17 protein-coding genes and 1 pseudogene are annotated in these 19,435 nt (G+C 58.2%); 6 read left to right on the top strand and 12 right to left on the bottom strand.

Features of this window, described 5'->3' with window-relative positions; genetic code table 11:
• Positions 1–146 precede the first annotated feature (146 nt).
• Complete coding sequence (locus H9646_RS07840) at positions 147–1,697, top strand: methyl-accepting chemotaxis protein (protein WP_191722813.1); 1,551 nt, start codon at positions 147–149, stop codon at positions 1,695–1,697.
• Between the two features lie 213 nt (positions 1,698–1,910).
• Here the strand turns inward: H9646_RS07840 and H9646_RS07835 are convergent, their stop codons facing one another.
• The 3 genes from H9646_RS07835 to H9646_RS07825 form a co-directional block, all read right to left on the bottom strand.
• Positions 1,911–2,981, bottom strand: coding sequence for a metallophosphoesterase (locus H9646_RS07835; RefSeq protein WP_191723250.1), 1,071 nt, complete (start codon positions 2,979–2,981; stop codon positions 1,911–1,913).
• Positions 2,982–3,116: 135 nt separating this feature from the next.
• Entirely contained in the window at positions 3,117–3,608 is a 492-nt protein-coding gene (locus H9646_RS07830) for a dihydrofolate reductase (protein ID WP_191722812.1), read from the bottom strand.
• Positions 3,609–3,738: 130 nt separating this feature from the next.
• Positions 3,739–4,563: a thymidylate synthase gene (locus tag H9646_RS07825; RefSeq protein WP_191722811.1), complete on the bottom strand. Its 825-nt coding sequence runs from the start codon at positions 4,561–4,563 to the stop codon at positions 3,739–3,741.
• 273 nt (positions 4,564–4,836) lie between these two features.
• On the opposite strand from H9646_RS07825, the gene H9646_RS07820 reads away from it, so the two are divergent.
• On the top strand, positions 4,837–5,481 hold the full coding sequence (locus tag H9646_RS07820) for a hypothetical protein (RefSeq protein WP_191722810.1): 645 nt from the start codon (positions 4,837–4,839) through the stop codon (positions 5,479–5,481).
• Positions 5,482–5,556: 75 nt separating this feature from the next.
• Here the strand turns inward: H9646_RS07820 and H9646_RS07815 are convergent, their stop codons facing one another.
• Positions 5,557–6,978: an FAD-binding oxidoreductase gene (locus tag H9646_RS07815; RefSeq protein WP_191722809.1), complete on the bottom strand. Its 1,422-nt coding sequence runs from the start codon at positions 6,976–6,978 to the stop codon at positions 5,557–5,559.
• Between the two features lie 39 nt (positions 6,979–7,017).
• A complete protein-coding gene (locus H9646_RS07810; RefSeq protein ID WP_191722808.1) occupies positions 7,018–7,416 on the bottom strand; it encodes a DUF2069 domain-containing protein in 399 nt (132 codons plus the stop codon).
• A 21-nt stretch (positions 7,417–7,437) separates the two neighbouring features.
• On the opposite strand from H9646_RS07810, the gene H9646_RS07805 reads away from it, so the two are divergent.
• Together H9646_RS07805 and H9646_RS07800 are read left to right on the top strand one after the other, a co-directional pair.
• Positions 7,438–8,751: a YihY family inner membrane protein gene (locus H9646_RS07805; protein WP_191722807.1), complete on the top strand. Its 1,314-nt coding sequence runs from the start codon at positions 7,438–7,440 to the stop codon at positions 8,749–8,751.
• Positions 8,752–9,051: 300 nt separating this feature from the next.
• A complete protein-coding gene (locus H9646_RS07800) occupies positions 9,052–10,890 on the top strand; it encodes an AMP-dependent synthetase/ligase (protein ID WP_191722806.1) in 1,839 nt (612 codons plus the stop codon).
• A gap of 314 nt (positions 10,891–11,204) precedes the next feature.
• On the opposite strand, the gene H9646_RS07795 is transcribed toward H9646_RS07800, so the two are convergent.
• From H9646_RS07795 to H9646_RS07780, 4 genes are all read right to left on the bottom strand, one after another.
• Complete coding sequence (locus tag H9646_RS07795) at positions 11,205–11,537, bottom strand: DUF962 domain-containing protein (protein ID WP_191722805.1); 333 nt, start codon at positions 11,535–11,537, stop codon at positions 11,205–11,207.
• Between the two features lie 280 nt (positions 11,538–11,817).
• A complete protein-coding gene (locus H9646_RS07790; protein ID WP_191722804.1) occupies positions 11,818–12,627 on the bottom strand; it encodes an alpha/beta fold hydrolase in 810 nt (269 codons plus the stop codon).
• A gap of 23 nt (positions 12,628–12,650) precedes the next feature.
• Entirely contained in the window at positions 12,651–13,073 is a 423-nt protein-coding gene (locus tag H9646_RS07785) for a GNAT family acetyltransferase (protein WP_191722803.1), read from the bottom strand.
• Positions 13,073–14,371, bottom strand: coding sequence for an O-acetylhomoserine aminocarboxypropyltransferase (locus tag H9646_RS07780; RefSeq protein ID WP_191722802.1), 1,299 nt, complete (start codon positions 14,369–14,371; stop codon positions 13,073–13,075). Before H9646_RS07780 ends, H9646_RS07785 begins: the two co-directional genes overlap by 1 nt.
• A gap of 335 nt (positions 14,372–14,706) precedes the next feature.
• Between H9646_RS07780 and H9646_RS07775 the strand changes: the two genes are divergently transcribed.
• Positions 14,707–15,159, top strand: a complete 453-nt coding sequence (locus H9646_RS07775; RefSeq protein ID WP_191722801.1) for a CBS domain-containing protein — start codon at positions 14,707–14,709, stop codon at positions 15,157–15,159.
• Positions 15,160–15,258: 99 nt separating this feature from the next.
• Here H9646_RS07775 and H9646_RS07770 read toward each other — a convergent pair whose 3' ends face one another.
• The gene (locus H9646_RS07770; protein ID WP_191722800.1) at positions 15,259–17,448 is read right to left on the bottom strand and encodes a sensor domain-containing protein; all 2,190 of its coding nucleotides are present in this window, start codon (positions 17,446–17,448) and stop codon (positions 15,259–15,261) included.
• Between the two features lie 94 nt (positions 17,449–17,542).
• Here H9646_RS07770 and aroC point away from each other — a divergent pair, with 94 nt between their 5' ends.
• On the top strand, positions 17,543–18,643 hold the full coding sequence (aroC, locus tag H9646_RS07765) for a chorismate synthase (protein WP_191722799.1): 1,101 nt from the start codon (positions 17,543–17,545) through the stop codon (positions 18,641–18,643).
• A gap of 156 nt (positions 18,644–18,799) precedes the next feature.
• Here aroC and nrdR read toward each other — a convergent pair whose 3' ends face one another.
• Positions 18,800–19,249 carry a transcriptional regulator NrdR gene (gene nrdR / locus H9646_RS07760; RefSeq protein ID WP_191722798.1) on the bottom strand — a complete coding sequence of 150 codons (450 nt, stop codon included), beginning with the start codon at positions 19,247–19,249 and terminating at the stop codon, positions 18,800–18,802.
• Between the two features lie 12 nt (positions 19,250–19,261).
• Positions 19,262–19,435: pseudogene (gene glyA / locus H9646_RS07755) on the bottom strand (serine hydroxymethyltransferase); the annotation flags it as partial.

The raw sequence follows: 19,435 nt of genomic DNA, 5'->3' as shown, positions 1-19,435 counted from the left end.
TCCGCAGATAATTCGCCCTACTTTTGGTTACCTGTTTCACGGCAGCTGCAACCTTGGGTTCTATATTCCCGCTCTCCCGGTCCGCTCCATGTGATGGCATTGCGCACACTCTGGGTGCGCGAGCTTTTTTTACATGGATTGAGACAATGAAATTGTCAAATTTGAATATTGGCACACGGTTGGGCCTTGGCTTTGCCGTGGTGCTTGGGTTTGCAGTGGTGATTACGGCCATTGGCATGTGGCAGCTGCGTGCAGTGGGGCAAGCGACGCAAGAAATGATGCAGGTGCCGTTGGCCAAGGAGAGGCTCATCAGCGACTGGAACAACAACATCAGCGTGGCTGTAGCGCGCACGACAGCGATTGCCAAAAGCAGTGACGCCAGCTTGGTGCCCTTTTTTGCCAGTGATGCAGCGGCAACCTCCAAGGGCACCGGTGAGTTGCTGGCCAAAATTGAACCTTTGATTTCGCACCCTGCCGAGCGCGACATCATGAACAAGATTCAGGACATCCGCAAGGTGTACCTCGCCAGCCGCGACAAGGTCGGCCAGCTCAAGGCTGAGGGCATGGCCAGCGAAGCCGAAGCACTGCTGATGAGTGCGTATGTGCCTGCTGCTCAGGGCTACATGAAGCTGGTGGCAGATTTGCTGAACCTGCAGCGCACCAGCCTGGATGCCAAGGCTGCGCAAGTGGCGCAGATTGAGCGAACCAGCCAGACCTTCTTTGTAATTTTGGCCGCGCTGGCACTGGCGATCGGCGTGCTGTGTGCCTGGCGCCTGACGGTGGGCATTACGGTGCCGCTGAGAAGCGCAGTCACTGTGGCTCGCCGTGTTGCAGATGGTGATTTGAGCGCTGATATTGCAGTGCATGGCACGGATGAAACCGGCCAGCTGATGCAGGCACTGCACGACATGAATGCCAGCCTGGGCCGCTTGGTGGGGCAGGTTCGGCAAGGCACGGACAGTATTGCCACGGCATCGAGCCAGATTGCTTCGGGCAACCACGATTTATCTTCGCGCACGGAAGAGCAGGCCAGCTCGCTGCAGCAGACGGCAGCATCGATGGAGGAGCTGACATCCACCGTCAAGCAAAACGCCGACAACGCCAGCCAGGCCAATCAGCTGGCACTGTCTGCTTCGGATGTGGCCGTTCGTGGCGGGCAGGTGGTCTCGCAGGTGGTTCAGACCATGAGCGCCATCACGGATTCGTCCAAGAAAATTGCCGACATAATCGGCGTCATTGACGGCATTGCCTTTCAGACCAATATCCTGGCATTGAACGCAGCAGTTGAAGCGGCCCGTGCGGGCGAGCAAGGGCGTGGTTTTGCGGTGGTTGCCGGTGAAGTGCGTACGCTGGCCCAGCGCAGCGCCGATGCAGCCAAAGAGATCAAGGCCTTGATCAATACATCGGTGAACAAGGTAGAAGAAGGCAGCCTGCAGGTCAGTCAGGCAGGCCAGACGATGGATGAGATCGTGCACAGCGTCAAACGTGTGACCGACATCATGGGCGAAATTACGGCCGCCAGCCATGAGCAAACTTCGGGCATTGAGCAGATCAACCGCGCAGTGGCCGAGATGGATATGGTGACCCAGCAAAACGCGGCATTGGTGGAAGAGTCCACAGCGGCTGCGCAATCCATGCAGCAGCAAACGGGTGATCTTTCGCAAATGGTCAGCGTATTCCGGCTGAAACACGCTTGAGGGCAATTACCACCAGCTTGCTAGCTGCTGGGCAGTCTTCACCATTCACAACCCGCTGCTTTGGCGGGTTTTTTATCGCTTGTAAATGTTTGTTTTTCTAATTTCAGTAATTACTGAAACTTTTGATTGTTTGCTATAGTTGGCACATCGGGTGGGGATACCCGAGAACGCTTGTAAATTGATAGCCACCTCATTGCCGTGAGGTGGCTTTTTTTATGCCGGCTGGGCCTGTGCAGACTGCATGAACGCGTTGGTGGCGTGGGTGCTGCCGTCATCAAATACCAGTGTGCGCTCAGGCCAGCGCAGCGCTGCCAGTTTCATGTGGGCATGGGGGCGGTTGAAGGTGCGTGCCTGTGCACGGGCACCGACCGAGTAGTCCACGCAAAAGACATTGCCGCGCCCGCCATGCCAGGCAAAGGGGCCCACATTGCGAAAGAGGCCTTCGTGTGTGGTCTGGGCCGGCAGCGTTGAGCGCCAGTAATGCCCCACGACCACGGGCGTGTCTTCGGTATAGCTGTTCCACCACGCCACGCGCTCTACGAAGCGCCATTTGTTGCCGGCAAAAAACGGCTCAGGCGTTTGGCGCTCCAGCCCACAGGTCAGCACTTTGAGCGGGTTGATCAGGGCTTTGTTGAGCTCGTTGTTGCAATGGGCTTGCAGAAAGGGCGGGCAGCGTTCGCCATCTTCCAGACTGTGCGGCCAGATGGCGTTTTCTTCGGCCATGTGCTCGGCAATACGCTGCTCGCGGGCTACTTGTGCAGCCTTGGCTTCCCAGTGGTCGTATTGCGCGCGGGCTGTGCCCAGGGGCATCTGGCGGGCCTTGGCAATGTCAGGTGCATGCCAGGCAGCATGGATTACGCGCAGGTCGTGGCGCTCCAGCCCCAGGGGCAGACTGTTGAGGAAGGTTTCAATGCGTGCCCGCTGCAGCATGTTGGTGGCGCGGGCAAATTGGCTGTATTTGGCGGTGTCGCTGGCAATGCGCTCTTCAAAAAACCAGCCTGCACCGTCTTTGGGGTCGTGGCGCAGCAGGTTGATTTCGTGGTTGCCCGCAATGGCGCAGGCGTAGCCGCCCTCCACCAGGCGCTGTACCAAATCCACCACACCCGGGCTGTCGGGGCCACGGTCTACAAAGTCACCCACAAAGACCAGGGTGCGTGCTTGCGGATGGCGTCCGGTTTCGTCATAGCCAAGGTGGCGCAGCAAGGCCTGCAGGGCATGCAACTCACCGTGGATGTCTCCCACGATGTCTAGCGGGCCGGGGGGCAGGGGCTGTATCAGGCTCATGGCGGCGGGGGCTTTCACAAAAGAACGCTCGTTCAAAAATTCGCACGGGCGTTCCATATTGTTGCAATGCAGCAATATCGTCAACCAGTCACCACCCTGATAGCGCAGCTTTATTTACGCCGGCAGTGTTCGCCGTTAGCGCTTGCGCTCGTAGCGCACAAAGCTAAAAGGCAGGCCCTTGGCGCTGACGAGGTCTTGCCGCGACACTTCCTTCCACTCTGCGCCCAGTGGTGGAGCGTAGGCGTCACCATCAAAGTCTTGGTCAATGATGGTGACTTCCACAGCGTCAGCCAGAGGTAGGGCTTGGGCGTAAATTTGTGCACCACCCATGACCCAGACAGTGTCGCCATGTTGCGCGGCCACGTGCAGGGCTTCTTCCAGACTGCCTGCGCGTAGCACGCCATCGGCCTGCCAGTCGCTGCTGCGGGTGACGACGATGTTGGTGCGCCCGGGCAGGGGGCGAAAGCGCTCGGGCAGTGAATCCCAGGTCTTGCGGCCCATGACCACGGGGTTACCGCTGGTCAGTTGCTTGAAGTGCGCCAGATCCTCGGGCAGGTGCCAGGGCATGGTGTTGTTCAAACCAATGACACCATTGGCGGCGCGGGCGTAAATCAGGTGGATGGCCATGGACGTTGCGAATGAATATATAAAAAAGAGAGCTGCCTGCGCTTGTTATTCATAGACTTCAGATACTTTTATATCTGAAGTGCTTGATGGACATGCGCTAGCAGCTCTTATTTTGTGCTGCCTGTAAGGCTTACACCGCCACAGGGGCCTTGATGGCAGGGTGGTGCTCGTAGCCCAGCACTTCAAAGTCTTCAAATTCGTAGTCGAAGATCGAGTCAGGTTTGCGCTTGATCTGCAGCGTTGGGTAGGCAAAAGGCTGGCGCGACAGTTGCGTTTGCACCTGTTCAAAGTGGTTGTTGTAGATATGGCAGTCGCCACCGGTCCAGATGAAGTCGCCCACTTGCAGGTCACATTGCTGGGCCAGCATGTGGGTCAGCAGCGCGTAGCTGGCAATGTTGAACGGCACGCCCAGGAAAATATCGGCGCTGCGCTGGTACAGCTGGCAGCTGAGCTTGCCGTCGGCCACATAGAACTGGAAAAACGCATGGCAAGGCATGAGCGCCATCTGGTCCAGATCGGCCACATTCCAGGCGCTGACAATGATGCGGCGGCTGTCCGGGTTGGTTTTTAGCTGCTTGACCACCTCGGCGATCTGGTCAATGTGCGTGCCATCGGCTTTGGGCCAGCTGCGCCACTGCACGCCGTATACGGGGCCCAGGTCGCCGGTTTCCTTGTCGGCCCACTCGTCCCAGATGGTGCAGCCGCGCTCTTGCAGCCACTTGACGTTGCTGTCTCCGCGCAGGAACCACAGCAGTTCATTAATGATGGATTTGAGGTGCACCTTTTTGGTGGTGACCAGCGGGAAGCCTTCGTTCAGGTCAAAGCGCATCTGGTGGCCAAACACACTGCGTGTGCCGGTGCCGGTGCGGTCACCTTTGGTCACACCATGTTCATACACATGGCGCATAAAGTCTTCGTATTGCGAGCGGACAGGGCGGTCTGTGGTGGTGGTCATGGGCGGAATCTGCAAAACAAAAACAAAACCGCCCTGAGCGAGACAAGCATTGCTTGCATTGGCATCGGGCGGCCGATGGGGACATTGTGACATGTGCCCCCGATCAGATGGGCCCAAAGGATATGCGGCATTGACGGACAGACAGCACAAGGGTTTTTGCTGAGACTATAAGCATTGATGTCGATGAAAAACAGCAGCAAGCCCCCATGTGTTTGGCGCGGTGTACGCTGTTTCTCTACCTGCTTTTTACGTACCCATGTTTGGAGGAAATCTATGAAACGATTGCTCAGTCCGTGGCATACCGTGGCTGTGCTGGTGGCTGCTGGTGCTTTGGCAGCTTGCGAGCCTGCACCCCCCACCCCCAAAGCGGCGAGTGTGCCTGGCGCTGCAGCGCCTGGCTCTGCATCCGCCTCATCCACCTCTGTGCCCGCATCCACGGATGGGGCAGTGCAAGGTCTGGGAGACGATGCAGCCATGGTGGCGGCCAGCGCAGAAAAAGCACAAACGCTGCCCAGCCATGCTGCACCTGATGCAGGTGCCTCACCGCTGGCAGAGCTCAAGCAGTACGTGGGCACCTACCCCAGTGACAGCAACATGAGTTTTCTGGAGCAAGGCGTATTGGCGGACCGCCTCAAGCTGATGCTGGGCAAGGAATACAGTACTTTGCTGTCCAACTTGCGCACGGTCAGCCCCTTAACGGAAGATGCAGGTCGCTGGTTTATCACGGGCAACCGCCCGCACGAGGGCGGCACCGAAGCCGCCGCCGTGGTGGTGGATGCTGGCAAGAACGCGGTACGCGTGTGGATGCTGCATGAGGGCAAGGTAAGCGAGTACCAAGACCCCAACCACATCACCGTGCCCTGGCCCAAGGATGTACAGACCATGCAAGACAATCAAAAGAGTTCGTCCAAAGGCTAGAGCCTGCAGATAGCAGGTCTGCATAAAAAAATGCCACGCTCAAGCGTGGCATTTTTGCTGTCAAACCATGTTGATTCAGACCTTCAGCACACAGCCCGGGTTCATGATGGCCTGTGGGTCCAGCGCCTGTTTGATGGCGCGCATCATGCCCAGTGCAACAGGTGATTTGTAGTGCTCCAGCTTGTCTGCTTTGAGCGCGCCTACGCCGTGTTCGGCAGAGAAAGATCCATCAAATTTCGCCACCGCGTCGTACACCAAGGTGTTGACCAGATTTTCTTTTTCGTTGAGAAACTGCTTGCCATCCTGGCCTTCGGGCACCTGCACGTTGTAGTGCAGATTGCCATCGCCCAGGTGACCGAAATTAACTAAGCGCACGCCCGGAATTTCGCGCAGCAGCACGGCATCGGCGTATTCAACAAACGCAGGAATGCGCGAAGCCTGCACCGAGATGTCGTGCTTGATGTTCAGCCCTTCTTCAGCCTGCGCCAGTGGAATGCTTTCGCGGATGTGCCACAGGTCGTGCGCCTGCGCCATGCTCTCGGCCACCACGGCATCGAGCACGCAGCCGTCTTCAAAAGCCAGCTCCAGCAGGTGTTCAAAGCGTGCGCGGGCGTGGGATTCAGATTCGCTGTCAGAGTTTTCCAGCAGCACGCAGTAGGGCGCCTCAGCCATGTCGGCAAACGGTACACGCAACTGCGGCATGTGCTTGACGACCAGCGACAGCGCAAACTTTCCCATCACCTCAAAACCGGTCAGGCCAGCGGCCAGATGCTGGTGCGCCAGACCCAGCAGGCGCACAGCAGCTTCCATGCTTGGAACGGCGGCAAAGGCCGTCAGTTGTGCAGCCGGTTGCGGGAACAGCTTCATGGTGGCTGCCGTGATGATGCCCAGCGTACCCTCACTGCCAATAAACAGATCGCGCAGGTCGTAGCCTGTGTTGTCTTTGCGCAGCCCGGTCAGTCCATTCCAGATGTCACCTTGCGCGGTGACGACCTCCAGACCCAGACACAGCTCACGCGCATTGCCGTAGCGCAGCACCTGCGTGCCGCCTGCGTTGGTGCCCAGATTGCCACCAATGGTGCAACTGCCTTCAGCCGCCAGCGACAGGGGAAACAGAAAGCCAGCTTTGTCCGCTGTGTCCTGGAGGGTTTGCAAAATCATGCCTGCTTCAACCGTGACGGTCAGGTTGTCTGCATCCAGCTGGCGCAGTGCCTGCATGCGCAGCAGGCTCAGCACCACTTGCTGGCCAGAGCTGTCGGGGGTGGAGCCGACAGACAGGCCAGTATTGCCACCTTGGGCAATGATGGGCGTATGGGCCTGGGCGCAGGCCTTGACCACCGCTGCCACCTCTTGCGTGCTGGCGGGGCGCACAACGGCCAGCGATTTGCCATGCACGCGCTTGCGCCAGTCTTGCTCGTAGGCGCTCAAGTCACCGTCGGTCAGAACGTGGGCATCACCCACAATGCCACGCAATGTGGCGATCAATTGCTGGTCCATCTTGGCTTCCTCAACGTGTCTGTGTGATGGTGGATTTCTTTACGCTTGTGCAGTCAGGGCGGCTTTGGCCGCTTTTTGGCGCAACCGCACATGCAGGGCGCAGGCTACAAACAGCAGCAGGCACAGTGCGATTTCAATCAGCGCCAGGTAGCTGCTCGGCGCGCTGTCGCTCCAGGCGCGTACAACGCCTTCGGTGAAGTACAGCCACACCACCAGGCTGACCCAGCGGTAGGTGTACATGCGGTGCTTGAGCAGCCCTGCCAGCGGAATGCACAAGGGCAGCGCCTTGAGCACCAGCCAGGAGCCACCAGGGCGCAGCGGCGCCAGCCACAGCTCCCACGCGAGGCTCAAAACAATCAGGCCCAGCAGGCTGCCTGCAGCGAGCCAGCGGGTGGCAGCTACGTCGCTGCCGGGGTGGTTGTGGGTTGGGGCATTCATCGGGGTGGCATCATACGGGGCATGGCCCTGACCTTACACCGTACGCGACTGCGCACGCGCCATTTGTTGAAGACGCTCAAGTCTTTTCCATGGCGCAATACCTTGCACACACTCAAAACCCGCTTCAGTGAAGACCAGCTGGGTCTGACAGCGAGCAGTTTGACTTTCACCACCTTGCTGGCACTGGTGCCATTTTTCACGGTCTTGCTGTCTGTTTTTACGGCTTTCCCCAGCTTTGGCCGCTTGCAGGAAACGCTGCAGCGCTGGCTGGTAGACAGTCTGATCCCCAGCGAAATTGCCGAGCAGGTCATGGGCTACCTGCTGCAGTTCGCCAGCAAGGCCAGCCAGCTCGGTATTGTCGGTCTGGCCTTTTTGCTGCTGACCGTGGTGAGCCTGATTTTGACCATGGACAAAACGCTCAACCAGATCTGGCGTGTGCAGCGCATGCGCCCACTGGGGCAGCGTCTGCTGATTTACTGGGCTGTAATTACGTTTGGCCCTTTGCTCATGGGCTTGAGCATTGCCACCACCTCCTACGTTCTGTCGGCTTCGCGCGGCTTTGTGGCGGTGCTGCCAGAGACTGTGCAGATAGGGTTTAACTCGCTGGAGTTTTTGCTGCTGTCGGCTGCGATGGCGGCGCTCTACCACTTTGTGCCAAACACGCCCGTCAAATGGCGACATGCATGGGCAGGTGGTTTTTTTGTGGCGGCAGGCATGGCCTTGGCCAAGACGGTGCTGGGGCTGTATCTGTCTACGGTGCCCACGTATTCGGCCATCTACGGCACCTTTGCCACCTTGCCTATTTTGCTGATCTGGATCTACACCTGCTGGGTCATCTTTTTGCTGGGTGCTCTGGTGGCTGCGTATTTGCCCAGTTTGCTGGCTGGCACCAGCCGCAATCTGCGTCAGCCTGGCTGGCAGTTCGAGCTGGCGCTGGAAACGGTCGCCGTGCTGGAGCCCTTGCGCATGCAGGATCAGCGCGGCATGCCCTCGATGGCTTTGGCCAAACGCTTGCGTGTGGACCGTTTGCAGCTGGAGCCCGCGCTGAGTGCCTTGACTGCCATCCGCTGGGTAGGGGCCATGCCAGATTCTGGAACGGCGTATCTGGAAGAAGGTGAGCCACGCTACGTGTTGCTGGTAGAGCCAGATCAGACGCCGCTGGCCCCCTTGCTGGAGCATATGCTGCTCACTCACACAGAAAGCACCGCTGCTTTGTGGCGCAGTGCAGGGCTGCAGACCTGTTTGCTGCGCGAGGCCTTGCCAGTGATGAGCGGCGATGTACACAAAGGCCCGGGCGAGGTGGCGCCTGCCCCTGCCCCTGACGCTTTACACTAAAATATCAGCGTTTTATAGCTTTTACCTTTGCTGTAAAGGCTTTGAATGCTTCAGTATTTGAAGCATCTGATGCTTGAGACCATACCCCGCCGCTATTTGGCTTTGGGTATGTCCAGGCCCCAGTTTGGATCTGCTGCACGGGTTTGCAGATAGGTTGCCGGCCAGTCTGGTGCTTGTAAGGCCTCTGGCCAGCCATGCCCCATGGGGCCAGCCTGCGGGCAAATTTCACATCTACCTACAAACATTGCCAGAACGTGGCCCTAGGCTGCACTTTGGTGCATTTTCTTTTTCGTCACTGCCATGAGCGCATCTGTTATTGAACCCTGGCTGCAGCCGACCTTGGCCCACGCGCTGCAAGCACGTGTAGCTGCTACGCCGTCTTTACCTGCATACCGTGAATTTGCAGGCAAGGACCAGCCCTGGAAGCAGTACAGCTGGCAGGAGGCAGGGGCCGCTGTTACTGGCTTTCGTGGTGCCATGCAGCACTCAGGGGTGCGCCACGGCGACCGTGTGGGCATTTGGCTGCCCAACAGTGTGAATGCCATGTGCGTGGACCAGGCGGCGCTGCAGATTGGTGCCATCTCGGTGCCGGTGCACACCACCGACAACCCGGCCAGCATTGCCTATATTTTTGACAATGCTGAAGTCAGCCTGCTGGTCTTGTCCAGCCTGAGCCAATGGGAGCGTCTGCGCGCCACCAGCTATGCAATGGATGCACTGCACACGGTGGTGGTGGTTGATCTGCAAGACCAAGTGGCCCCAGTACCAGGCCAGCCGCGTGTGGTGCCTCTGGTGCAATGGCTGCAGGCAGGAGCGTCTTTGGCGATGGGCGCAGCCCCTGCACTGCCGGCAGCGCAGGATGTAGCGGCAATTGTTTACACCTCAGGCACCACCGGAAAGCCCAAGGGCGTGATGTTGACGCATGCCAACGTTGTGGCGGATGTCGGTGCTTTTGTCGAGCGCTTGCAGCCAAATGCACAAGACCGGTTTCTGTCGTTCTTGCCGCTGTCGCACACCTTTGAGCGCACGGTAGGCTATTACCTGGCGGTTGCTTGCGGGGCATGCACGTCGTACGCACGCTCTGCGGCATTGCTGATGCAGGACATGCAGACTGAAAAGCCCACCATGTTGGTGTGCGTGCCGCGCATTTACGAGCGAGCCCATGCCAAGGTGCTGGAGAAAGTACAGGCAGGCGGGGAGGCTGAGCGCACGGCATTTGAAGCTGCTGTGCAGTGGGGCTGGGCTAATTTCTGTGCACGCCAAGGCATCACGGATGTGCACAAGCACGATGCGTCGTTGATCAACGCACCAAAGCCTGCTGCCCACGCAGCGATTGCGCAGCAAATTGCCAGCTTGTTCGGTGGCAGCATTCGCATGGCTATTACAGGGGGCGCAGCCATTGCGCACAGCACTGCCAAGGTGTTTCTGGCGCTGGATGTGCCACTGCTGCAAGGCTATGGCATGACGGAAACCAGCCCTGTGATTTCCGTCGTGACGCTGCAGAGCAATGACCCTTCTACCGTCGGGGAGCCTTTGCCTTGTGTGGAGGTGCGCATTGGCGCTCAGCGTGAGCTGCAGGTGCATGGTCCCATCGTGATGAAAGGGTACTGGAAGCGGCCACAAGAGTCGGCAGCAGCGCTGACGGAGGATGGCTGGCTGCGCACCGTAGACCAGGCAGAACTGGTCAAGGGGCGTATTCGCTTGATGGGGCGCTTGAAGGAAATCATTGTCACTTCGACGGGCGAGAAACTCTCGCCTGCCGATCTGGAGCTGTCTTTGCTGGCCGATCCCTTGATTGAACAAATCATGGTGCTGGGCGATCACCGCCCCTATGTGAGCGCGATTGCGGTGCTCAATGCCGAAAATTGGGAGCTGCTGGCGGCCGCCAATGGCTGGAACGCCAGCAACCCAGATACCCTGCGCCAGCCTGTGGTGGTGCAGACTATTCTTCAGCGGCTGCACGCCTTGAGTACGGATTTTCCCAGCTACGCGCAACCACGTGCACTGCTGCTGACCACCGAGCCATGGAGCGTAGAAAACCAGTTGCTCACACCCACCATGAAGGTCAAGCGCAAGCAGATATTGGAGCGCTACAGCGTGCAAGTTGACGGTATGTACGGCAGCCGTCGCAGTGTTTAGAGCGCGCGAACGCAACCTTTGATGCGTCGTTGCTTGGCCTTGTCGTACTTTTGTTCTGCCTACGGTTTTGCGCCTCGTCGCAGCCGTAAACCTGCGGTTTACTGGGTTGCATTAGTCGCTCTTAGACCCTTAAGCACTGCTCCACCGCAAATTGGCAATCGACTGCTGGGCGGAGTCAACGGTTCCGGATGCACGCACTTCAGCGCAAAAAACGAAGCCCCGGTGCATGCGCAACCGGGGCCGCAGGCTTCCACCTAGACTTGGTGCGAAACCGGATACCCCCAGTTTCGACCAGTGCAGCGCAAACTTGAGGCTTAGAGCTTGACGCGGCCAGCCCAGATGTCGGCATACATCTTCCAGTCGCCCATGAAGCTGTAAAGCGGGCGCTTAAAGCTGGCTGGCTTGTTCTTTTCAAAGCCAAAGTGCCCCACCCAGGCGAAGGCATAACCCAGAAACAGCCCCAAGGCGATGAACCATGGCTGGCCTTGCCAGATGGCCAGCGCCAGGCAGATCAGCCCCAGCGTGCTGCCCGCAAAGTGCAAGCGGCGACAGGTGCGGTTGCTGTGTTCGCTCAGGTAGAACGGATAAAAATCAGCAAAACTGGTGAACGTTTTGGGATCGACACTGGCCGTGTTTGCGCTGGTCATTGCAACCTCCTGCAAGGGTGAGCACCTTTGTGTGGTGCATGGGCCATGGTTGACCAGAAAACCTGCGCATGCAAGCGGCAGAACCTTATTGGGGAAACTCTTTGTCCAGTTTTTGGGCTGGCTGCCCGTCTTCTTTCAATGCCGTTCGTTGAAGCTGGCGCTGTTTTCACAAGGCTTTGCCAGATCACGTCGTGCGTTTGTTCATACGTGGGTAGTGAACACGAACACACCCATGAAAAAAGCCCGCAGCTTGCGGGCTTTCAAAGTGGGCCAGAAGGGATCAGTCCTTCAAAAAATCATGCAGGGCAAACAAGGTTTCATCCGGTGATTCCGTCATCTGGTTGTGGCCCATGGGCAGCATGACTACGCGACAGGTCTTGGCGTGGCGCTTGGCTGTATCGATCAAGCCTTGGGCGGCCTTGGCTGGCGTCATTTGGTCTTGCTCGCCCAGTGCAAACAGGATGGGGCATTGCACCTGGGCGATCGCCGCCTCTGCGCCGGTATAGCTGTCGCAGGCAAGAAAGCCTGCGTGCAGCAAGTTGGTCTCGCTGTTGCTGGCCAGCACGCGCCGGCCCAGTGCCATGCCCGCACCAAACACCCAGCTGCCTGCACCATTGGGGGGCGAGAGCGTAGCGCGTGAAAAAGTGTTGACCATGGCAATGGCTTTTTCAGGCGTGTTCAGCGCCGAATCCAGCAGTGCCGGGGCAACTTTCATGGGAAAGGCAGTGCCCACCAGCGCCAGATGGCTGATGCGCCCGGGCAGTTGAGCGGCAGTCTGCATGGCAATCAAACTGCCCCAGCTGTGGCCCACCAGAGCAGCTTTTTGCAAGCCCATTGCATCCATCAGTGCAGCCATGAAGGTGGCAGCAGCTTCGACCGTTGCGGGTGCTGTGCCGGTGCTTTTACAGTGACCGGGCAGATCAATGGCCAGCACATTCCAGCCATGGTTGGCCATGTAGCGACTTTGCAGGGCCCAGACGCTGTGGTCACACAGCACGCCATGGATGAAGATGACCGTCGGTTTGCTGCTGTCAAAAGCTTTGCCACCGGTGTAAGCGTAGATGCGGGCTTGGTGAACGTCGATATACATGTGTGTCTCTTCCTGGGCTTTTTTTAGATGTCGGCAATCAAGCGTTTACTCATGCAGATGGATGCATCGTTGGCGTAGCCGAGGCTTTCGTAAAACGCGATCACGGCATGGTTGCCGCTGCGTACCTGTAAGTTGAGTTTGGGGCAGCCCAGCGCCATGAGCTGCTGCTCGGCCCAGCCAACCAGTTGGCGGGCATGGCCCTGGCGCTGGTGCAAGGGGTGCACTGCCAGGTAATTGATCCAGCCCCGGTGGCCCTCGTAGCCGGCCATGATGGTGGCAATCAGCTGGCCTTGCGCATTCAGCCCCACCACAAACAATTCGGGCGCCACGCTGAGCTTGCGCGCAATGTCTTTGGCGGGATCGTTCCACGGGCGCACGAGATCGCAGTCTTTCCACAGCTGCACCACGGCCTCCTGGTCTGCAAGCGTGAAGGCGCGGATCTGCATCAGGCAGCTTTCTCAGCTGCCTTGAGGGCGCGTTTGAGGTCGTCGATCAGGTCGTCGGCATCTTCCAGTCCTATGGACAGACGGATCGTGCCCTGGTTGATGCCGGCCTGAGACAGCGCCTCATCGCTCATGCGGAAATGCGTGGTGCTGGCAGGGTGAATGACCAGCGAGCGGCAATCGCCCACGTTGGCCAGGTGGCTGAACACTTTCAGCGTTTCAATGAACTTCTTGCCCTGATTGCGGTTGCCTGCAATGTCAAAGCTGAACACCGAACCCGCTCCGCGGGGCAGCAGTTTTTGCGCCAATGTGTGCGATGAATGCGTCGGCAGCATGGGGTGACCGACGCGGCTGACCAGTGGATGGCTGGCCAGAAACTGCACCACTTTTTCGGTGTTCTTCATGTGGCGCTCCATGCGCAGGGGCAGGGTTTCAATGCCTTGCAAAATCAGCCAAGCGCTGTGCGGGCTCAGGCAGGCACCAAAGTCGCGCAGACCTTCGCGGCGGGCGCGCAGCAGGAAGGCTCCGGTGGTGCTTTCCTCGCTGAACACCATGTTGTGAAAGCCTTCGTAGGGTTCGGTCAGTTCAGGAAATTTGCCCGATTTTTCCCAGTCAAAGCTGCCGCCATCCACCACAATGCCCCCAATCACCGTGCCGTGGCCCGACAGGAATTTGGTGGCCGAGTGGTAAACAATATCGGCACCGTGTTGGAGTGGCCGCATCAGCCACGGTGAGGTGAGGGTGGAGTCCACCAGCAGTGGCACGCCGGCATCGTGGGCTATCTGACTGATGGTAGGAATGTCCAGCACATCCAGGCCCGGGTTGCCTACGGTTTCACCAAAGAACAGCTTGGTGTTGGGGCGCACAGCGGCTTTCCAGCCATCAATGTCACCGGGTTTGACAAAGGTGGTCTCAATGCCAAAGCGGCGCAGCGTGTAGTGCAGCAGGTTCTGGCTGCCGCCGTACAGCGCGGTGCTGGCCACGATGTGGCTGCCTGCACCCATCAGCGTGGCAATCGACAGGTGCAGCGCCGCCTGGCCGCTGGCCACGGCAATCGCGCCCACACCGCCTTCCAGCGCCGAGACGCGTTGCTCCAGCACCGCGTTGGTCGGGTTGCTGATGCGGCTGTAGACGTGGCCGGGGCGCTCGAGGTTAAACAGACTGGCAGCATGGTCACTGGACTCGAAGACAAAAGAGGTCGTCAAGTGAATGGGGACTGCGCGTGCGCCCGTTGCCGGGTCAGGCTGTGCACCAGCGTGCAGGCTCAGGGTGTCAAAACCAGGGTCGCTATAACCGGGCATGTGTGCTATCTCCAGCATTTTTGTAATGGGTCAGCATGCTGGCACAGATACAGCCCGCAGTCAGCACTTTGGAGACGTATTCAGGTGGCTATAGGCGGTGACAATCAGGGTGTGCTCACGAAACAGTAGCTATAAGCGCTCGTATTTATTGCTTTTAAAAGCAATGCCTATTGCAGTGATTTGATTTATATACGTTTGCAGCTATTGTTTTAACTGCGTCACGTGCAGATGCTGATCCTGTCGCGCAGGAAGGCCGCAGCGCTTGTGTTGTGGGCTATATTGCTGGACAAGGCACCGCATCTGGCGACGGTGGCCAGATTTTGGAGATATACCGAATGAAAGTGAGCGACATCCTGCTCCTCAAGGGCAGCACTTTGTATGTAGCGCAGGCCGATGATGCGTTGGCCGATGCCGTCGCTCTGATGGCGGAAAAAGACATTGGCTCGCTGGTCGTGATGGAGCACGGCGATGTGGTGGGCATGCTGACCTTCCGCGAAGTCATTCAGGCCACGGTGAAAAACGGCGGCAGTTTCGGCTCTAGCCGTGTGCGCTCTGCCATGGATGATGCCCCGCTGACCTGCACCATGGAAACCGAACTGGATGAAGTACGGCGCATGATTTTGGACCGCCACGCACGCTATATGCCTGTGATGGACAAGCGCATGCTGATGGGCGTGGTCAGCCTGTACGACGTGGCCAAGGCGGTGGTAGACAGCCAGAATTTTGAAAACAAACTGCTCAAGGCCTATATCCGTGACTGGCCCGAGCAAGAAACACCCAATCCCTGAGTTTGGCGCTGCGGCGACGGCTCATGCCAAAAGGCTTCCGTGATGGAAGCCTTTTTTATGGGCGCAAGCCGTGTGGTGTCAGGGCTTGAGGCTGGCTTGTCAGGCCAGCTGGTGGTTGGTGACCTTGCGCAGCCAAGGCGGTAAATCCTGAGCCGGCATAGGTTTGGCAAACAGATAGCCTTGCAGCACTGGGCAACCTTGCTCGGTCAGCCATGCGGCTTGCTCGGGCGTCTCAACCCCTTCGGCCACTACTGTCATGCCAAGGCTGGTCGCAATATTGAGCACAGAGCGCGTCAGCGCGCTGGCTGCCGAGCTGGTGGTGACATCGTGCACAAAGCTCTTGTCCAGCTTGAGCTCTGAAATAGGCAGGCGATGCAAATAGCTCAGGCTGGAGTAGCCGGTGCCAAAGTCATCCATGGACAAGCGCATGCCCATGGCGTGCAGATTCTTGAGGTTGTTGAGCGTGGCAGGGCTGCTGTCGAGCATCACGCTTTCTGTGATCTCCAGCATCAGATCATTGCAAGCCAGTCCGTGCTCTTGCAGGCTGTTGTATACGCGCTGTGCAAATTCAGGGTCGTGAAAGTTATTGGTCGATAAATTCACGGCAATATGTGGAACAGATATCCCTTGCGCACGCCATGTGGCCAGTTGCGTGCATGCCGCATCAATCAGCCAGCTGGTCAGCGCATGGATCAGGCCGGCGTCTTCAGCCGCTGCTATGAAGCGCGGCGGTGCAACCCAGCCCCATTCAGGGTGCTGCCAGCGTGCCAATGCTTCCACGCCATACAGCGTGTGCTCTGCCGTGCTCAGAACCTGTGGCTGGTAATGCAGCTGTAGTCCTCCATCGGCCAATGTCTGCCGCAGCTCACGCTCCATGTCTGCGCGCTCCTGACTGATTTTCCCCATCTCTGGCTGATAGCGCTCCCACAGCTGGCTGCCTTGGCTTTTGGCGGCGTACATGGCCTGGTCGGCATGGCGCAGCAGCATTTCAATATCGGTGCCGTCTTCTGGGTAGGTGCACACGCCGATGCAGGCGCTGGGAATCGTCATAACGCCATTGATGCTGAAGGGCTCGGCAATGGCGTCCAGCATTCGTTGCGCAACTTCAGGAATTTGCTCAGCAGGGCAGCGCGGCATGAGCACTGCAAACTCATCGCTGGACAGACGCCCCACCACGTCATCAGGGCGGGTGCACTGGCCCAAGCGCAGGGCGATTTCGCACAGCAGGGCATCGCCAGCTGCATGACCCAGACTGTCGTTCCACAGCTTGAATCGATCCAGATCCAGGAAGAACAACACGCCGGACTGGCCGCGAATGGAGTGCAGCACCTGCTCGGCGCACTCATTGAACATGGTGCGGTTGGGCAGCAGTGTGAGTGTGTCGTAGTAAGCCAGCTGGCGGATGCGGTGTTTGCTGGCATCACGCTCCATTGCGATGGCGCTCAGGTACAGGCAAGCCTTGACCACTTGCTGGTGCAGTGCATTGGGCGCACCAGTGGATTCAAAGTACAGCGCAAATGTGCCCAGAACTTTGTGGTCATGGCTTTTGATGGGGCAAGACCAGCAAGCACGCAGGCCTGCCTCCAGGAAAGGTGCGGCAATATCTTGCCAGTTGGGGTCTGTACTCAGGTCTGTGCTGATGACCTCATGCCCCAAAAAAGCAGCGGTGCCGCAGGCACCGGTGCTGGGGCCAATACGCATGCCTTCAATAAGTGCAGACAGCGAATCGGGCAAGCTGGGGGCTGCTAAGGGGTGCAGCAAGTCATCCTCATCGACCGTCAAGATGCTGACGTGTACGTGCGGCAGCAACTCCTCTAGCGCCTGGCACATGTGGAGCATCAGCGTAGGCAGGGGCTTTTCTTGCACCACATCTTCCAGAACTTGCCGCTGAAAAGCCTCAAAACGTTTGGTAAAGCCAATATCAGTCAGGACAATGACTTGTGCGGCGGTGCGATCAATGGGGGTGGACTGGCGGTCCAGCGTATTGATGCTGGCAGCCACCCACAGCGGGGATCCATCTCTGTGTGTGAGTAATAGTTCGCCGCTGTAAGCACCTCGGTGCACCAGTTGTTCGCGAATGTGGGGCGCCAGGTCAGTAGACGACGCCAGTAATTTTTGGAGCGGGCGTACGCCTTGCATGTCCTGCAAGGTGTAGCCTAAAAGGCGGGTAAAACCGTCATTGACGTGCACCACATTCAAGTGATCGTCAGTGATCAGCCATGCGCTATCGCTGCTGTGCAGCGCTTGCAACCAGTCCAAGGTCTGAGGAGCCGGTGTCAAGTGTGTCATCAAACGGCTTTCTGGAAAAATTTCGCAAATAGTAACAAGCTGTCAGAGCCCCGCCAAGATGTTCAAGCATCACAAGGGCATAATTCGCAGCACTATGAGCGGCAACACTTTCGGAACTCTTTTCACGGTCACCAATTTTGGTGAATCGCATGGGCCAGCCATTGGCTGCGTTATTGATGGATGTCCTCCGGGCATGCCGTTATCGGTTGAAGATATCCAGTGGGATCTGGACCGACGTCGCCCCGGCACCAGCCGGCATGTGACGCAGCGGCAGGAACCTGATCAAGTGGAAATTCTCTCCGGCGTGTATGAGGGGGTAACCACAGGCACGCCGATTGGCTTGCTGATTCGTAATACCGACCAGCGGAGCAAAGATTACGCCAATATCGCTCAAAGTTTTCGTCCTGGGCATGCGGATTACGCTTATTGGTACAAATACGGCGTCCGTGATCCCCGTGGTGGTGGGCGTTCATCGGCCCGCTTGACGGCTCCCACCGTGGCAGCAGGTGCGGTGGCCAAAAAATGGCTGAAATCCCAGTTTGGTACGGAATTTCGTGCCTGCATGACGCAGTTGGGTGAGCTGCCGATTGGTTTTGAAGACTGGTCCCATGTCCCTCACAACCCATTTTTCGCCCCGGTGTCGGATGTGCAGCAGCTTGAAAGCTACATGGATGCGCTGCGCAAGGCGGGTGACAGCTGCGGTGCACGCATCCACGTGCAGGCGACAGGTATGCCGGTGGGGCTGGGCCAGCCGCTCTACGACAAGCTCGATGCTGATATTGCCTACGCCATGATGGGGCTGAACGCTGTCAAGGGCGTCGAGATCGGAGCAGGCTTTGCCAGCGTGGCACAGCGGGGGACCGTTCATGGTGACTCGCTCAGTCCTGAAGGCTTTCGCTCCAACAACGCTGGTGGTGTGCTGGGCGGGATCAGTACGGGGCAGAATCTAGAGGTGAGCATTGCCATCAAGCCCACCAGTTCTATTTTGAGCCCTCGTGAGTCGATCGATACGCTTGGCCACAGTACAGAGGTGATTACCAAAGGTCGTCATGACCCCTGCGTAGGCATTCGTGCTGCACCCATCGCCGAGGCCTTGCTGGCACTGGTAGTCATGGACCACGCCTTGCGCAACCGCGCACAGTGCGGTGATGTCAGCTTGCCGCTGGCGCCGATTCCCGCATCAGCACAGGATTAAAAAAAATAGCTGGTAGCGCTGAAAAATCAACGGTTTCAGGTAGTTTTAATAAGTAAATCGTTGTTGTGTAAGCGCTGTTAGCTCTTCTTTTTGAGAAGTCACCCAAACAAAAGGCCGCATCTGCGGCCTTTTGTTTGGGTGACTCAGATGTCGTGTTCAGGTGCGAACCTCATCGACCAGATGCTTGAAGTCGTCGATGTCTTCAAAGCTGCGGTACACGCTGGCAAAGCGGATGTATGCCACCTTGTCGAGCTTGCGCAGCTCTTGCATCACCAGCTCGCCAATGCGCGAGGAGGGAACCTCACGGACACCAGCTGTCAGCAATTGCTCTTTGACGCGTTCGATGGCGTCATCCACCTGGGGCGACGCGACAGGACGCTTGCGCAAAGCCAGTGTGAATGAGGCTTGCAACTTGTCGTGGCTGAAGTCAATGCGGCGACCATCTTTCTTGACCACGGTGGGAAAGCTCACATCAGGGCGTTCGTAGGTGGTAAAGCGCTTGGCGCAGCTCAGACATTGCCGACGGCGGCGGATGAAGGCCCCTTCTTCGGCCACGCGGGTTTCCACGACTTGGGTGTCCGGGTGGCTGCAAAAAGGGCACTTCATGGTGGCAAGGTCTTACTTGTAGACAGGAAAGCGCGCGGTCAGCGCAGCCACCTGCTCACGCACACGCGCCAGGTTGGCTTCGTCGCTGGGGTTCTCCAGCACATCAGCCACCAAGTTGGCGGTAATGCGGGTCTCTTCTTCCTTGAAACCACGGGTGGTCATGGCCGGTGTACCCACGCGGATACC

The sequence above is a fragment of the Comamonas avium genome (genome assembly GCF_014836675.1).
In the GTDB taxonomy this organism is placed as follows: Bacteria; Pseudomonadota; Gammaproteobacteria; order Burkholderiales; family Burkholderiaceae_C; genus Comamonas; species Comamonas avium.
This window is presented reverse-complemented; position numbering and strand designations above follow the sequence as displayed.

Coding starts and splice junctions, on each gene's coding strand:
- H9646_RS07840 (WP_191722813.1), top strand. CDS start 147: ATGAAATTGTCAAATTTGAATATTGGCACACGGTTGGGCCTTGGCTTT.
- H9646_RS07835 (WP_191723250.1), bottom strand. CDS start 2,981: ATGAGCCTGATACAGCCCCTGCCCCCCGGCCCGCTAGACATCGTGGGA.
- H9646_RS07830 (WP_191722812.1), bottom strand. CDS start 3,608: ATGGCCATCCACCTGATTTACGCCCGCGCCGCCAATGGTGTCATTGGT.
- H9646_RS07825 (WP_191722811.1), bottom strand. CDS start 4,563: ATGACCACCACCACAGACCGCCCTGTCCGCTCGCAATACGAAGACTTT.
- H9646_RS07820 (WP_191722810.1), top strand. CDS start 4,837: ATGAAACGATTGCTCAGTCCGTGGCATACCGTGGCTGTGCTGGTGGCT.
- H9646_RS07815 (WP_191722809.1), bottom strand. CDS start 6,978: ATGGACCAGCAATTGATCGCCACATTGCGTGGCATTGTGGGTGATGCC.
- H9646_RS07810 (WP_191722808.1), bottom strand. CDS start 7,416: ATGAATGCCCCAACCCACAACCACCCCGGCAGCGACGTAGCTGCCACC.
- H9646_RS07805 (WP_191722807.1), top strand. CDS start 7,438: ATGGCCCTGACCTTACACCGTACGCGACTGCGCACGCGCCATTTGTTG.
- H9646_RS07800 (WP_191722806.1), top strand. CDS start 9,052: ATGAGCGCATCTGTTATTGAACCCTGGCTGCAGCCGACCTTGGCCCAC.
- H9646_RS07795 (WP_191722805.1), bottom strand. CDS start 11,537: ATGACCAGCGCAAACACGGCCAGTGTCGATCCCAAAACGTTCACCAGT.
- H9646_RS07790 (WP_191722804.1), bottom strand. CDS start 12,627: ATGTATATCGACGTTCACCAAGCCCGCATCTACGCTTACACCGGTGGC.
- H9646_RS07785 (WP_191722803.1), bottom strand. CDS start 13,073: ATGCAGATCCGCGCCTTCACGCTTGCAGACCAGGAGGCCGTGGTGCAG.
- H9646_RS07780 (WP_191722802.1), bottom strand. CDS start 14,371: ATGCCCGGTTATAGCGACCCTGGTTTTGACACCCTGAGCCTGCACGCT.
- H9646_RS07775 (WP_191722801.1), top strand. CDS start 14,707: ATGAAAGTGAGCGACATCCTGCTCCTCAAGGGCAGCACTTTGTATGTA.
- H9646_RS07770 (WP_191722800.1), bottom strand. CDS start 17,448: ATGACACACTTGACACCGGCTCCTCAGACCTTGGACTGGTTGCAAGCG.
- aroC (WP_191722799.1), top strand. CDS start 17,543: ATGAGCGGCAACACTTTCGGAACTCTTTTCACGGTCACCAATTTTGGT.
- nrdR (WP_191722798.1), bottom strand. CDS start 19,249: ATGAAGTGCCCTTTTTGCAGCCACCCGGACACCCAAGTCGTGGAAACC.